At 57.2% G+C, this 13,461-nt stretch carries 12 protein-coding genes and 1 tRNA gene; 5 read left to right on the top strand and 8 right to left on the bottom strand.

Translation table 11 applies throughout. The annotated features are described in order from the left end of the window. Window positions 1–101 precede the first annotated feature (101 nt). Window positions 102–1,589: an MDR family MFS transporter gene (locus JQR90_RS18540; RefSeq protein ID WP_434140215.1), complete on the bottom strand. Its 1,488-nt coding sequence runs from the start codon at window positions 1,587–1,589 to the stop codon at window positions 102–104. A 223-nt stretch (window positions 1,590–1,812) separates the two neighbouring features. Beyond that, window positions 1,813–2,247: a nickel-responsive transcriptional regulator NikR gene (nikR, locus tag JQR90_RS18535; RefSeq protein ID WP_010796159.1), complete on the bottom strand. Its 435-nt coding sequence runs from the start codon at window positions 2,245–2,247 to the stop codon at window positions 1,813–1,815. A gap of 97 nt (window positions 2,248–2,344) precedes the next feature. Here nikR and nikA point away from each other — a divergent pair, with 97 nt between their 5' ends. Genes nikA through nikE form a run of 5 tightly spaced genes read left to right on the top strand, consistent with a single transcriptional unit; the run spans window position 2,345 to window position 7,258 of the window. Continuing rightward, entirely contained in the window at window positions 2,345–3,898 is a 1,554-nt protein-coding gene (nikA, locus tag JQR90_RS18530; protein WP_434140214.1) for a nickel ABC transporter substrate-binding protein, read from the top strand. Between the two features lie 3 nt (window positions 3,899–3,901). Further along, window positions 3,902–4,846, top strand: coding sequence for a nickel ABC transporter permease subunit NikB (gene nikB, locus JQR90_RS18525; protein WP_286790545.1), 945 nt, complete (start codon window positions 3,902–3,904; stop codon window positions 4,844–4,846). Then, the gene (gene nikC / locus JQR90_RS18520) at window positions 4,840–5,685 is read left to right on the top strand and encodes a nickel ABC transporter permease subunit NikC (RefSeq protein ID WP_010796156.1); all 846 of its coding nucleotides are present in this window, start codon (window positions 4,840–4,842) and stop codon (window positions 5,683–5,685) included. Before nikB ends, nikC begins: the two co-directional genes overlap by 7 nt. Further along, entirely contained in the window at window positions 5,685–6,458 is a 774-nt protein-coding gene (locus tag JQR90_RS18515) for an ATP-binding cassette domain-containing protein (RefSeq protein WP_150348472.1), read from the top strand. Before nikC ends, JQR90_RS18515 begins: the two co-directional genes overlap by 1 nt. Then, complete coding sequence (gene nikE / locus JQR90_RS18510; RefSeq protein ID WP_286790546.1) at window positions 6,455–7,258, top strand: nickel import ATP-binding protein NikE; 804 nt, start codon at window positions 6,455–6,457, stop codon at window positions 7,256–7,258. Before JQR90_RS18515 ends, nikE begins: the two co-directional genes overlap by 4 nt. Here nikE and JQR90_RS18505 read toward each other — a convergent pair. The 6 genes from JQR90_RS18505 to JQR90_RS18480 all read right to left on the bottom strand — a co-directional run bounded on the left by JQR90_RS18505 (window position 7,255) and on the right by JQR90_RS18480 (window position 13,217). Next, window positions 7,255–8,478: a methyltransferase gene (locus tag JQR90_RS18505; RefSeq protein ID WP_286790547.1), complete on the bottom strand. Its 1,224-nt coding sequence runs from the start codon at window positions 8,476–8,478 to the stop codon at window positions 7,255–7,257. The two genes, nikE and JQR90_RS18505, sit on opposite strands and share 4 nt — an antisense overlap. A 57-nt stretch (window positions 8,479–8,535) precedes the next feature. Continuing rightward, a complete protein-coding gene (locus JQR90_RS18500) occupies window positions 8,536–9,288 on the bottom strand; it encodes a transporter substrate-binding domain-containing protein (protein ID WP_122041366.1) in 753 nt (250 codons plus the stop codon). A 190-nt stretch (window positions 9,289–9,478) separates the two neighbouring features. Continuing rightward, window positions 9,479–9,554 (bottom strand) — tRNA-Phe (locus JQR90_RS18495). A 113-nt stretch (window positions 9,555–9,667) separates the two neighbouring features. Further along, window positions 9,668–9,940: an oxidative damage protection protein gene (locus JQR90_RS18490; protein WP_010796151.1), complete on the bottom strand. Its 273-nt coding sequence runs from the start codon at window positions 9,938–9,940 to the stop codon at window positions 9,668–9,670. Beyond that, on the bottom strand, window positions 9,937–11,001 hold the full coding sequence (gene mutY, locus JQR90_RS18485; RefSeq protein ID WP_286790549.1) for an A/G-specific adenine glycosylase: 1,065 nt from the start codon (window positions 10,999–11,001) through the stop codon (window positions 9,937–9,939). Before mutY ends, JQR90_RS18490 begins: the two co-directional genes overlap by 4 nt. Beyond that, window positions 10,998–13,217, bottom strand: a complete 2,220-nt coding sequence (locus tag JQR90_RS18480) for an AsmA family protein (RefSeq protein ID WP_434140213.1) — start codon at window positions 13,215–13,217, stop codon at window positions 10,998–11,000. The genes mutY and JQR90_RS18480 overlap by 4 nt, the downstream gene beginning before the upstream one ends. Window positions 13,218–13,461: the final 244 nt, after the last annotated feature.

The following is a 13,461-nucleotide window of genomic DNA, read 5'->3' as shown; positions in this document are numbered from 1 at the left end:
TTGAGTGACAGTTGTTGTCTTTGCGGCTTGAAAGATCATTGGATTCCTTCAAGTGCTTCAGATGGAGCGTGCTCGATATACCGCTCCGCGTATCGCTTGGATCATCGATCTGCCTTGTCGGTCCGGCCGCGCAAGGGACGCTCGGGTACAGACAACGCGCAGGCAAGTGCGAGCAGGGAAAGCCCAGCCGATACCAGAAACAGTTTATGAAAGGTTGCAAGAAGCGTTTGGCGTAATGGATCGATCGTACCGGCTGACCCTAGCAAGTATGTCTGCAGCACGTTTTCAACGGAGCCCGCATGACCCTGCATAGGGGGTAGCCATAGCAAGAGTAGTGCGGACAAGCCAGCGGCGCCTACCGCACCTCCCAGTGAACGGAACAGCGAAATCGTACTGGACATAACCCCGATATCAGCCTGTGGAACAGCATTCTGGGCGGCAACCAGTGCAGTGGGAAACTGCATGCCCGTTGCAAGTCCTGCCAGAAACAGACTGCCGCCGGCCAGTAACCCGCTGCGCGGATCAATAAAGGCAAGCATTACCAGAGCGCATGGCATGATTAGCGTACCCACCAGGATCTGAGGTTTGTAACGTCCCAGCACGGCGGTCAGCCGCCCACAGGTAAAGGCACCCAAGGGAATGCCCGCTGCAAACGGAATCAGATGCAGTGCCGCTTTGCTCATGTCATGGCTGGCGCCAGCTTGAAACCATAAGGGGATCAGCAGCGTTAGCCCTATGGCCTGGAAGTTGGTAAGGAAGTTGAGCATACAGCAGAGCCCGGCCGTTCTGTTCCGGAGTAGGCGTAAGGGCAGAAGTGGTTCTCTGGCGCGCTGCTCATGGTATGCGAATAATGTCAAAGCTGTTATTGCCGCAGCGGCAAGCCAGAGAAGATAGCCGCTGCTTAAGGGCGCTCCTTTGCCGATCAATGTTGTAGCCATTAAAAGCGCAGTAAGGCCGGTAGCCAGTAGCAGAATGCCCGGATAGTCAATGATGGCCTTGCGGCCAGGCACGGGAAGGCTGGTTAGAACGCGATAACATATGAAGAGCCCGGCAATGCCAACGGGCAAATTGATCCAGAAAACCCAGCGCCAGGATAAATACTCGGTCATCAAGCCGCCCAATACGGGGCCGGCAATACTGGCCAGCGCGTACATGCTGCTGATGTAGCCTTGATAACGCCCTCGCTCGCGTGGCGGTACGACGTCGCCAATGACCGCTTGGCTTACGGCAATCAGCCCTCCTGCACCCAAGCCCTGTAAGAGTCTGGCCAGGATCAGTTGGGGCATGTCTTGGGCGAGCGCACAAGCGAGTGACGCTACCGTAAAGAGGCTGAAAGCTGCCGACATCATCTTTTGTCGGCCATACAGGTCGCCAAACTTTCCGTAGAGCGGCATCGAGACGGTCATGGCAACCATATAGCCCGATATTACCCAGGCCAGAAGTCCGGTGTCATTGAGCTGTGCAGAGATGGCTGGCAGCGAAACCGCCACGATCGTTTGATCCAGAGCGGCCAGCAAAATAGCCAGCATGGGTGCCGGCATAATGGCCTTTATGCGATGTGAACGTGCCGCGTCTGAGTTCAACTGCATTCTCGATAAGATAGGAACGATACCGGTCTGTTTCCATGATCGCTTTAGTATCAGTAGCAATGTATGGATAAGGCCTAATAAGGACAGGTCTGCCTCCTTTTTATAGTGCTTTTTTCTAAGGCTGAAATTTTCTTATTCACCTATTGAAAATTACCAAAAGCCTTGGTATCAGGGCTTTTCCTACAGGCTATACAGAAACTGCGCACAGAGTTATCCACAGGCTTTAGAGGTCATGCTCATGGGTATGAGTGGCAGGGGGCATCGGTACGATGAACGCTCTGCCATGGCGTACCCCACGCTCTGCAGTGACATGCTGGGCCAGCTCTCGGACCTCCGCGGTAGTTCCCTTCAACACTGAGACCTCCATGCAGCTTCCATGATCCAGATGGACATGCAAAGTAGCCAGTGTAAGGTCGTGGTGGGCATGAAACGTACGGGTCAGCCGCTTCGAGAGTTCACGAGCATTATGGTCATAGACATAACTCAAGGTGGCGATACAGGTGGAGTCGGCTGGCAGATCCTGCGCGACGGGTTCGCGCATGCCTTCTCTCAGCAGGTCCCGGATGGCCTCGGAGCGTCCTTGATAACCGTGGCTCGCCACACGATCGTCAACAGCGGCCAACAGGTCGTCATCCAGTGTAATCGTTACTCGTTGCATAAAAACCAATCACCTTCAGTATGAAGTTTTCTCGTAGACATCATACTCTTCCCTGACTATTCTCCCGCGCTTGTCTACGCATAACGGGAGTGGGAGTGTGAATCAGCTTGGCTTCAAGAGAAAGCTCGGGGTGCTTCTATTGGCAGCGGGATTGGTTCTGCCTGTTATGGCGCAAGCTGAGGTGCTTACCTACTCCTGGCCGACGAATGCCGGGCCGCTTGATCCTCGCGGTTATTCACCGAACCAGATGTATGCCCAGGCGATGGTCTATGAGCCACTGGTACGCTATAAGGCCGATGGCAGTGTCGAGCCCTGGCTGGCGACCCGGTGGGATATATCCCCGGATGGACGGACCTATACGTTTATCCTGCGCGATGGCGTGCGCTTCAGTGATGGCAGCGTGTTTGATGCGGCAGCGGCAAAAGCCAATATCGAAGCCGTTCTGGCAAATCGCAAACGGCATGCCTGGATGGAGCTGGTTGAAACCATCGATCATGCCGAAGCGCCAGATGCCCATACGCTGCGTCTGGTTTTAAAGCATCCTTATTATCCTACCCTGCTTGAGTTGGCACAGGTGCGCCCCCTGCGGTTTGCAGCGCCCAATGCTCAACCTGGACAGCCGATAGGAACAGGCCCCTGGCAACTGGTTGAAAGTCGTCGAGGCGAGTTTGATCGCTTTGCCCGCAACCCTTATTACTGGGGCCCAAAGCCTGCCTATGACGAGGTACTGGTTAAGGTCATTCCTGACCCGAGTGGGCGGGCGATTGCGCTCGAGACGGGGCAGCTTGACCTGATCCAGGGTTCCGAGGGTGAGGTTTCCGCCGACACTTTCGTTCGCTTGAAACAGGTGGGCTACCATATGGCTATCTCAGCGCCTCTGGCGACCCGGGTCATTGCACTCAATACCAACCTTGCGCCTACCAATGAGCTGGCGGTGCGACAGGCCACCAATTGGGCCGTCGACAAGGATGCGATCGTCAAGCACGTCCTGTATGGCCTGGAACCACGGGCCGATACGCTTTTCTCAACCAACCTGCCGTATACCGATGTTGGCCTGAAGCCGTATGGCTATTCTCCTGAGAAGGCTAGCGAGGCGCTGGAGCAGGCTGGTTGGATACTGAATCCAGGCGAGAAGATTCGCTACAAGAATGGGCAGCCGTTACGCCTGGAGCTGTGCTTCTATGGGGCAAATGCACTACAGAAGAGTGTGGCTGAGGTTGTTCAGGCCAACCTGGGTAGTCTGGGTTTCGATGTGGTTCTCAAGGGAGAGGACGAGGGGGCTTTGGTAGAGCGCCAGCGTGATGGTCGCTTTGGAATGATCTTCGCAGAGACATGGGGAGCACCCTACGATCCGCACTCTTTCGTCAGCTCCATGCGTTATGCCGGGCATGCGGATTATCAGGCACAGAAAGGCCTGCCAATGAAGGCCGCCATTGACCAGAAGATCGGTGAAATATTGGCGTCGGTAGAGGAGGGCAAACGGCAGGCGCTCTACAAGGACGTGTTGACTACTTTGCATGAGCAAGCGGTTTACGTGCCGATTTCATACCTGACCGCTACCAGCGTAAGCCGCGATTCAGTCGAAAACGTGCAGTTCGGCGCGACTCTTTTCGACGTGCCTTTCGAGGTCATGAAGCCGGGCGGAGAGTAACTTATGCTGCGTTATATCGCCTATCGGCTGGCCCTGCTGATACCCATCCTGCTTGCTGTTTCGCTACTGGTATTCGTGCTGCTGCATATGGGGCGGGGTGATCCTGCTCTGGATTACCTGCGTCTCTCCCAGATTCCGCCTACGGACGCGGCCCTGGCGGAGGCGCAGCATACGCTGGGGCTCGATCGTCCTTTGGTTGAGCAGTACTTGATGTGGCTCTGGCGCGCGCTGCATCTGGATTTCGGAACATCATTCGTGACGGGACGGCCCGTCCTGGGTGATCTTCTCTATTACCTGCCCGCCACCCTTCAGCTAGGAGGCGCTGCGCTGGCGGTCACTTTGCTGGTCAGCTTGCCGCTGGGCATCTGGGCGGCCCGCAGACCGGGTGGCTGGCCGGATCAGCTTGTACGGTTTATCGCCTTTTTTGGCGTTTCGATGCCCAATTTCTGGCTGGCGTTCCTGATGGTCGCCCTGTTTTCCGTGACCCTGGGATGGCTGCCTCCCATGGGGCGGGGAGGAATAGCGCATCTGGTCATGCCGGTACTGGCAGTGGCGCTGATGTCGTTATCGATCAACGCGCGACTTCTTCGTGCCAGCCTATTGGAAGCCAGCGGGCAGCGACACGTCTTGTACGCGCGCCTGCGTGGGCTGCCGGAAGGGCAGGTATGGCGCAGACATATCCTGCGCAACGCCTGGCTACCCGTCGTGACAGCCATCGGGATGCATGTCGGTGAATTGATTGGCGGCACGCTGGTCATCGAAACGATTTTCGCCTGGCCCGGGCTGGGCCGTTTTGCAGTCAGTGCCGTTTACAACCGGGACTTCCCCGTATTGCAGTGCTTTACGCTGCTGATGACCGGGCTGTTTGTCCTCTGCAATCTGGTTGTGGATGTACTGTACGCCTGGCTCGACCCTCGCACGCGATTGGAAGGAGCACAGGCATGCTAGTACAGACGATGAACGCGCCCCGGACGCGCTCATGGGGGGCTTGGCTGGGTGGTGTATTGGTCATCCTTCTGCTCGCCTTGACGCTGCTGGGGCCCTGGTTGGCTCCCTACGATCCGACTGCCGTCGATGTGAGCCAGCGGCTACAGGGGATGAGCGAAGCACATTGGCTGGGAACCGACCATCTGGGTCGTGACGTCCTGTCGCGCCTCATTACTGGGGCACGTTTGTCCCTGGGTACGGTTGTGCTGACGCTATGCCTGATCCTCACGCTTGGCATTGTCGTAGGCGGTGTGGCCGGGTTTATCGGTGGTCGACTGGACACGGTGCTGATGCGAGTCGGCGAGTTGTTCATGACCGTACCCACCTTTGTTCTGGCGCTCTTCTTTATTGGTGTGCTGGGAACAGGGCTTTCGAATGTCATCCTGGCCATCGCCCTTTCGCATTGGGCCTGGTATGCCCGAATGGTTCGCAGCCTGGTGATCTCGCTGCGTGGGCGAGACTATCTGCTGGCATCCCGTCTGGCGGGTGCGTCACGTCTGCAGAGCTTTGTCAGCCACATTCTGCCGAGCGTGCTGGGTCAACTGATGGTCCTGGCCTCGCTGGATATCGGCCACATGATGCTGCACGTATCAGGTTTGTCCTTTCTCGGTCTGGGCGTCAGTCCACCTACGCCGGAGTGGGGCGTGATGATCAACGACGCCAAAGAATTTCTCTGGACGCATCCTCAACTCTTACTCTGGCCGGGTCTTATGATTTTCCTGACCGTAATGGCCTTCAACCTGCTTGGGGATGCGTTGCGGGATCGCCTGGATCCCTCGCTGCGCACAGGAGGGCATTGATGGGTCGTGTATTGGAAGTCCAGGGCCTGACCCTGGCTGTTAATGATCACGTCTTGGTCAAGGATCTGAGCCTGACGGTCAGGACCGGGCGTGTTACCGCTTTGGTGGGTTCCAGTGGCTCTGGCAAATCCATGACCTGTCTGGGCATGCTCGATCAACTTCCCGCAGGCGTGACAAGGGTGTCAGGACACGTGCTGTGCGACGGACAAAGGACGAGCGGCGAGCATCTGCGGGGGCGTCAGGTTTCCATGATCATGCAGAATCCCCGTTCTGCCTTTAATCCTGTACTGACGATGCGGGCGCATGCTTACGAAGTGCTGGCGCTGCGTAACATCCGTGGTGCAGATGCCCAGGCGCGTCTGGACGCCTGCCTGGTGGATGTTGGCCTGAATACTTCCTCTCAGGTGCTTGACCTTTATTCCTTTCAAATGAGTGGCGGCATGTTACAGCGCATGATGATTGCGTTGGCACTGCTGGCTGAAACCCCTTTTCTATTGGCCGATGAACCAACAACGGATCTTGATCTGCTCATGCAGGCACGTGTGCTGGATGTACTTGATCGACTGGTTGAAGAGAAAGGTCTAGGAATTCTGCTGGTAACGCATGACATGGGAGTTGTTGCCCGTTGCGCCCACGATGTGCTGGTGATGGATGAAGGGAGCCTTGTGGAGGCTACGTCTGTCGAGCAATTGTTTGAAGCACCATGTAGCCCTGCCGCGCGTGATCTGCTGGCTGCGCATCAGGCGCTCACCTTGGCGGAGGATTATGAATGAGACTGCTCAGCGCTGAGGGTATCGGGCACGGCTATCGCTCGGGAGGTTTCTGGTCACGGCGGCCCTTGCAGACCGTATTGCATGGTGTGGATTTTCACATTGACGAAGGGGAAAGCGTTGGTCTTCTGGGAAACAGCGGCAGTGGTAAAAGTACATTGGCGCGTCTGTTGCTGGGACTTGAAAGACCGATAACCGGGCGCGTCAGCTTTCGGAATGAGGTGCTATCCGAGCTACGGGGTGAAGCGCTTCGTACGTTTCAGCGCCGTGTCCAGTTGGTCTTCCAGGATGCACCAAGCGCATTCAACCCTCGCCACTCGATTGGCTGGAGTCTGTCTGAACCGCTTCGACACTTGATGGGTCTTTCCAGGCCGGACTGTTTGCGGCGAGTTGCTCAGCTGTTGGAGCAGGTTGGATTGGCGGCTTCCATGGCTGACAGGTTCCCCGGCCAGCTCAGTGGCGGACAGCTCCAGCGGGTCGGCATTGCGCGGGCGCTGGCATCAAACCCCTCGCTCATTGTACTGGATGAGGCGCTGTCCAATCTGGATCGAGTCCTTCAGGTGCAGATACTGGATATGCTCAGCGAAATACGTGAAACGCAAGGAACAGCCTTTCTGTTGATTACCCACGATCTAAGCCTGGTACAGCGGCTGTGCCATCGGGTGGCTGTGCTGGATCAGGGGCGGCTGGCCGAAGAGTGTAAGGTAACCACGGGGCTGCGTTTTGAGCATCCGGCTGGAGTGGCGTTACAGAAAGCCATTCTGCCGGCTCGACCTGTAAGGCGCGCGCCGGCCGTTCTTTAAGGTTTCTCAGCCAGCAGCATCAGATTGCGGGGTGTCAGGCTAGGGTCGCAAAAGCGGCCTAGTCTGACCTCGTAGCCCTGTTCCTCCAGAAAGAGCGCCCGATCAAGGAGCAGCCAGAGCTCGAGCGGTCGCCGGAAAAGCCCGCGGACCAGTTCAAGATTGCGAACAGCGGCGAGACGCTTCCAGCCGGCGGCCTCAAGTGCCTCCCAGTTGCGCTCAGGGATGGGCGGCAAGCCTTTGAGCGTGGCAAGCTCCAGGCAGTAGTCGCGAAAGGTGCGCTGCAGCCAATGGGTTGCCAGTGGAGGAGTAGGAAGGTATTCATCGATTCCGCAGATCTCTCGCTGAAGCAGGTCGAATCCCAGCCTTCTGGCCATGGAGAGGTCACGCTGGCGGCGAACCCGGGCACCGGCGGTCACGGTTTCACACAGGGGCAGCCCAAGGTCCTCCTTGCTCAGGAGAAGTGCTGACTGCCTGGCGTTCGCGGAAAGCGGGCGGTACTCATCGCCGCTGATACGGTTATAGCAGCAGGGCGCTAACGCCAAGGCAGGGCAGCCTGTCTGGCTGGCTACCTGCATCAACCGCACATGGAGATCACCGCACGCATGCAGCGCTACAGGCGTGTGAAAGACCTGAAGCCTTTTCGTAACAGAATCAGCCATTACATCCTGTTCATAATGATGGGCTGAAAGCCCCAGGCGCTCGCTGATACGTTGCCCTGTCTCTACCAGTGAGGGATCGTATTCCAGACAGTCGAACGCAGCGCCATGGACGCCCAGGCGTCGTCCTAAATGACCTTTGCCTGAGCACCAGTCCAGCCAATGCGAGGGAGGGCTGCTGAACAAGGCGTGGTGAGCGAAGGCCTCCACCTGCTGCCATTTGCGTCCCGGCACGTCCACGCTCAGCCTGTTAGGCGCTTCGCTGTACTGCCTGGGCAACTCGCCGATCATGCACAGCTGACGTGCCTCTTCGGCCCAGGCTGGAAAAGGCGAGGGGGCCTTGAGTGCATGGGGATGTGTATGCGTAGCCTCCGCCTCTTCAAGTGAGCGGGCACGAAGCCACGAGGATAAACCCGGGTTGGCCTTCTCCCAGGGCAGTGTTGGCTGGGTGAACGGCTTGGGTCGCCAGAGCGCCTGGTGCTGTATCAGGAAGCTGTCCAAGGCATTGAAGCGTGCTTCTAACGCACTGCCCTGGAGGAAGGAAGCAGGATAGGTCTCACTCATGCCGATCACGGAGGCTAACGGGGCGGCGAAGCATAACGCACCGCCCTGTCGCTGTGATCAGTAGAGGCTGAACGGAAAGTACCGGGCGTTGATCTGCTGGTATGTCCCGTTGGCGAGAATACCTTTGAGCGCTTCATCCAGGCGGGCCTTCAGCGGATCGTTCTTGCGTACCGCTATCGCAATGCGGTCCTTTTGCAAAACGGGTTCGCCTTTAAGCTCGAAGCGTTGCCCCTCTGGGGTCTGCAGCCAGGCGTAATGCGCAAAGCGGTCTCCCAGTACGGCATCCACACGCCCATCTGCAAGGGCCTGGTTGGCTTCCTCCTGGGAGTCGTAGAAGCGCATGTTGACCTGACCGCCCAGATGGTTGGAGAGCCAATCTGCCGAAAGCGTCGCGCGGCCGGCACCGATAACCTTGCCTTTGAGTCCGCGGGGGTCTGTGCTGAACGGTTTATCCCTGGGGGCAATGAACTGAATGCTGTTCATGTAGTAGGGGATAGTGAAGGAGACGAGCTGCTCGCGCTCCGGTGTGATCGACATCGAGGAAATGATGGCGTCGAACTTGCGTGCGTTCAGTGAAGGCAGCATGCGATCCCAGCTGGTGATCACGAACTGGCATTGCACCTTGAGTTCTGCACACAGTGCCTGGGCAATATCCACATCGAAGCCGGTCAGCTTGCCGTTACCACTAACGCTACTAAACGGGGGGAGCGAGCCTTGAACGCCCACTTTGAGAACGTCGGCCGCCAGAGCTGTGCCGCACAGGCTTAAACCCGCCATCAAAGAAATAACCCATCGCTTGAGCCGCTTCATTCATTCCTCCATTTACAGGTCTGTATAAGCTTTACAGCTGTTTAACCGCAGGTTGTCAAATAAAAGACCCAAGATGAGCAATTGGGCGAGCGGGAGAGAATCGTGCTGAAGCCTTTCAGGGCAGTGATACGAGGCGGGACAAAAATGCAGGCAAAAAAAAGCCCGATCAGTGATCGGGCTTTTAGAATCATGGTGCCCAGGGACGGAATCGAACCGCCGACACGGGGATTTTCAATCCCCTGCTCTACCAACTGAGCTACCTGGGCAACGGGGCGCATTAAACCGTTATAAACGATTTGTGTCAAGCGCGAGTTGAAAAAAAATTCAATTTTTACCGTGACTTAAGTGTTTAGCCCAAATCAGAAGGGCTAGCCCCAGATCATTCGCTTGGCGGTACGTATCCTTCGGCTTGCGCGTACTCTTCGCCAGAAAGGAATTTATCCATTTCCTGCTGAAGGAATTTACGGTCATCGGCATTCATCATGTTCAGACGGCGCTCGTTGATCAGCATGGTCTGATGTTTCTGCCAGTCATCCCAGGCCTGCTTGGATACATTCAGGTAAATGTCCTCGCCCTTGGCGCCCGGATAAGGCGGGCGATCCAGGCCAGGCAGTTCTTGCTTGAGCTTGCGGCACATGACAGTGCGGGTCATACGGTTTCTCCTTTCAACGCCTCTTCGGCGCGCTTGAGCAATTTCTTGACCGGGGCTGCCAGCCCCAGGCGTGGCGGATTGGCGAGGTTATACCAAAGCCAGTCCGGTTCGGTCATGGATTGATTGCGGCTGTCCACATGAATCAGCCAGGGCTCAATGTTGAGCTGGAAATGGCTGAAGGTATGTGTAAGGCCAGGCAAGGCCTGACGCTGCTCCATGATCAGGCTGTGACGCTCAGTCAGGGCCCCCAGCTGATCGACCGTATCGAGTTCAGGTGGACTCCAGAGACCACCCCAGAGCCCGGAAGAAGGGCGCCGGTGGAGCAGGATGGCATTGTCATCATTAATGATCAGTGGCATCAGGGTCCGCTTTTGCGGCAAGGTCTTCCGTGGCTTGGGTTCCGGAAAATCGGTTTCACGTCCCAGCCGATGGGCCTGGCAGCCTTCTTTCAATGGACAGAGCAGGCAGGTGGGCTTGCTGCGTGTGCACAGTGTAGCGCCCAGGTCCATCATGGCCTGAGTGTAGTTGCCCACACGAATATGAGGTGTATAGCGCTCCGCCACGTCCCATAGCGCTCGGGCGACGGCGGGCTCGCCGGGATAGCCGGACTGTGCCGAATAGCGCGCCAGAACCCGCTTGACGTTGCCGTCCAGAATCGGCGCTCGAATGTTCATGGACAGGCTGGCAATGGCACCTGCCGTCGAGCGGCCTATGCCTGGCAGGTCCACGAGGGCTTCGACACTGCGTGGAAACTCACCGTTGTGCTCGGTGACGACAATCTTTGCCGTCCTGTGCAGATTTCGGGCGCGACTGTAATACCCCAGTCCCGTCCAGAGGTGCAGTACTTCGTCTTCAGAGGCAGCGGCAAGCGCCTGGACATCGGGTAACGCCTGCATGAAACGGTCAAAATAGCCCAGCACCGTACTGACCTGGGTCTGCTGGAGCATGATCTCCGAGACCCAGACCCGATAAGGGGTGATGTTCTGCTGCCAGGGCAGGTCCTTGCGGCCATGAATGTCGTACCAGTTCAGGACTGCGCTGGAAAAGCGTTCCGGATTCATCGTTTGTGGAATAACCCCTTGATGGCATCTTTAAGTTCGGGACTGACCTTGTCTCCGAGCTTTTCATCCAGTTTCTCATTAAGTCGATCACCCGCCAGTCGGGCGACGATCTTGCTCATGCCGTCGCGATCCAGGCGGCAGGCCTTGGCGCCCAGCTCCAGCGGACCCCGGCAATGCAACGGCCACTCGATGCCGGTATAGCGCTCATTGACTTGACAGGCCGGGTCGGGCATGTCGCTCTTGTCGCCTTCGACGGTTACGCCAATGCGGTAGTCCAAGCCCAGCACGCGCAAGTCGATATCACCGTTGCCCTTGGCCGTCAGGCCGGGAATACGGGCAATCAGGTCCTGGTTGCTGGCGACTCCATTATTGATGGTCAGACTACCGCTCAGCTCGCGGAACGGAGTGTCCTGGCCATCATGCGCACTGGCAAGTGTCTTTTTGTTGAGCAGCGCGATGCCCTGGCAGAGCTGGCCCTCTAGGTTGGCATTGGCCAGTACACCATTGCTCAGACGAAAGCGCGCCGTTCCATCCAGGCTATCCATCCATGCCTTCTGGCTATTGCCTTGCGCGGTCAGGTTGGCATCCAGATCCAGCGCCCCCCGTACGGGGGGCTTTTGGCCCTGGGCCTGGAGAATTTTTTCAACCGGTACCTGAGCAATACGTTCGGTCACATTGAGTTTGGGTGTGATTCCTCGAACATCAAGGGCACCATTGGCCTGAAAGCGACCGCTGAACAAGTCGCCACGCAATTCGCTCAGTGTGACGAGGCCGTCTTTGCCGTTGAGCTTGAGGCTGGCGTTATCAATAGGCAGCTTGGTGACCACGAAGTGATCCAGGTTGAGCGAAGCGTTCAGATCCAGTGCTTTGAGCCGCTCTACAGGAAGAATGTCCTCACTGCTCCAGGCATGCTGAGTGGGGGAGGAGGGAAGCGGTGAATTGCCCTGGCTGGCAACCGCATCGGCTGCAGTCACTTCGTTCTGGCGAGCCGTATTGCTCTCGTGCTGAGCGGCAGCCGTCTTGGCGGGCAGGTAGCGATCCAGGTCGAGGCGATCACCTCTAAGGTCAATGCGCAAGGCTTTACGGGCGAAGTCTTCTACGGCAATACGACCCGAGAAGGTGCCGCCATCCAGTACAAGGTTCAGGTCTTCCAGCGCCAGGCTGTTCTGGCTGCCAGACAAGCGTGTATTGAACTCAACCTGCTTGAGCGTGTTGGCGTCAGCCATTTCCGGCAGGGCGACACTAATGCTGGTCAGAAAAGCACGCAGATCGGTCTGTGCAATGGACAGGCCGCCTTCAAGCTTGGGTGCCTTTTCAAGGTCATGCACTTTGAGTTCACCCAGCGCCTTGAGCTGGTTGAAAGTCAGCTTGAGGCCGTTCCACTCAGCAACCTGAGCGGCCCGGTCCAGAAGAAGTTGACCTTCCGCTGAATATTTCAACAGCTGTCCGCCGAAGGGTTCGCCTGTGGCATCGCCGGACAGGTTGGCATTGTCCAGTTGGTAGCGCTGCAAGGCATTGTCAAAGCGTAGCTCGCCAGTCAAGACCACCGAGGCATTGACGGGCGGTTGATTGGTCGTGAGGGTGCCCAGCAGTTTCAGCGGAATATTGGTGCCTTCGCGGATGCTGCCAGTGCTCAGGTCAAGGCCTTCGAACGCATAATGCGCGCCGCTGCGGGCATCGCTGTAATCGAGGCGTGAGTCCTTGACCGTCAGGCTATCGATATCCAGCTTGAGTGGGCGGCGTGGCGAGTCATCCTGGCCGGCTGGCTGTTCCACCGGTTGGTCGTTTGGCGTACCGGGGGTTTTATCGGGTGCGGGGCGGCCAATGTTTTCCCAGTTGGCCTGGCCTTGTTCGTCGCGAGCCAGCGTCAGGTTGAGGCCGTCCACACGAATATCACTCATCTCGACATCATGGCGAAGCAGCGGCAATACGCGCACCGAGAAGCCCAACCGCTGTACGTTGGCAAGCGGCTTTTGTGGTGTGGTGGCACTGGCGATGGTCGCATCATGAAGTTGCAGGCCAAGCCATGGAAAGAGGCTCCAGCCTATATCGCCGTTAAGGGTCAGCTCGATGTTGGCCTTGTCCCGGGCAAGTTGGCGGATTTCGTCTTTGTAATCGTTGGGGTCGAACAAGTGGGTCAAGGCAAAGCCCAGCGCCACGATGATCAGCAGCAGCCCAAGAAAGACAAGGCCGAGCACTTTTCCGAACGCTTTCATTGACGGGTCCTTATCTAAAACTTAAGTAATGGCCGAGTATAACGCTGCCAAGTGGTCGTTTTGGCTGGATGAACGTCAGAAGCGCGATATCGGCCTCAGACTCTCTGTCGCGCTGTAAATGCCGTTTGGCGTGTAGGCACGAAAAATTGAGTGCTGTGCTCTGGTATTTACACGCCATGCGCTCTATTGTCGCGCCCCGACTAAAGGAGAATTCGTTCGCGTTTTTGAAAAAAACGGTGCGTTG

The sequence above is a fragment of the Pseudomonas sp. JZ114 genome (assembly GCF_051027705.1).
GTDB lineage: Bacteria > Pseudomonadota > Gammaproteobacteria > Pseudomonadales > Pseudomonadaceae > Chryseomonas > Chryseomonas luteola.
This window is presented reverse-complemented; position numbering and strand designations above follow the sequence as displayed.

Excerpts from the sequence above, each read along its gene's own strand:
- nikE (WP_286790546.1), top strand. The coding sequence starts at position 6,455 with ATGAGACTGCTCAGCGCTGAGGGTATCGGGCACGGCTATCGCTCGGGA.
- JQR90_RS18540 (WP_434140215.1), bottom strand. The coding sequence starts at position 1,589 with ATGCAGTTGAACTCAGACGCGGCACGTTCACATCGCATAAAGGCCATT.
- JQR90_RS18515 (WP_150348472.1), top strand. The coding sequence starts at position 5,685 with ATGGGTCGTGTATTGGAAGTCCAGGGCCTGACCCTGGCTGTTAATGAT.
- JQR90_RS18480 (WP_434140213.1), bottom strand. The coding sequence starts at position 13,217 with ATGAAAGCGTTCGGAAAAGTGCTCGGCCTTGTCTTTCTTGGGCTGCTG.
- JQR90_RS18490 (WP_010796151.1), bottom strand. The coding sequence starts at position 9,940 with ATGACCCGCACTGTCATGTGCCGCAAGCTCAAGCAAGAACTGCCTGGC.
- nikB (WP_286790545.1), top strand. The coding sequence starts at position 3,902 with ATGCTGCGTTATATCGCCTATCGGCTGGCCCTGCTGATACCCATCCTG.
- nikR (WP_010796159.1), bottom strand. The coding sequence starts at position 2,247 with ATGCAACGAGTAACGATTACACTGGATGACGACCTGTTGGCCGCTGTT.
- JQR90_RS18500 (WP_122041366.1), bottom strand. The coding sequence starts at position 9,288 with ATGAAGCGGCTCAAGCGATGGGTTATTTCTTTGATGGCGGGTTTAAGC.
- JQR90_RS18505 (WP_286790547.1), bottom strand. The coding sequence starts at position 8,478 with ATGAGTGAGACCTATCCTGCTTCCTTCCTCCAGGGCAGTGCGTTAGAA.
- mutY (WP_286790549.1), bottom strand. The coding sequence starts at position 11,001 with ATGAATCCGGAACGCTTTTCCAGCGCAGTCCTGAACTGGTACGACATT.
- nikC (WP_010796156.1), top strand. The coding sequence starts at position 4,840 with ATGCTAGTACAGACGATGAACGCGCCCCGGACGCGCTCATGGGGGGCT.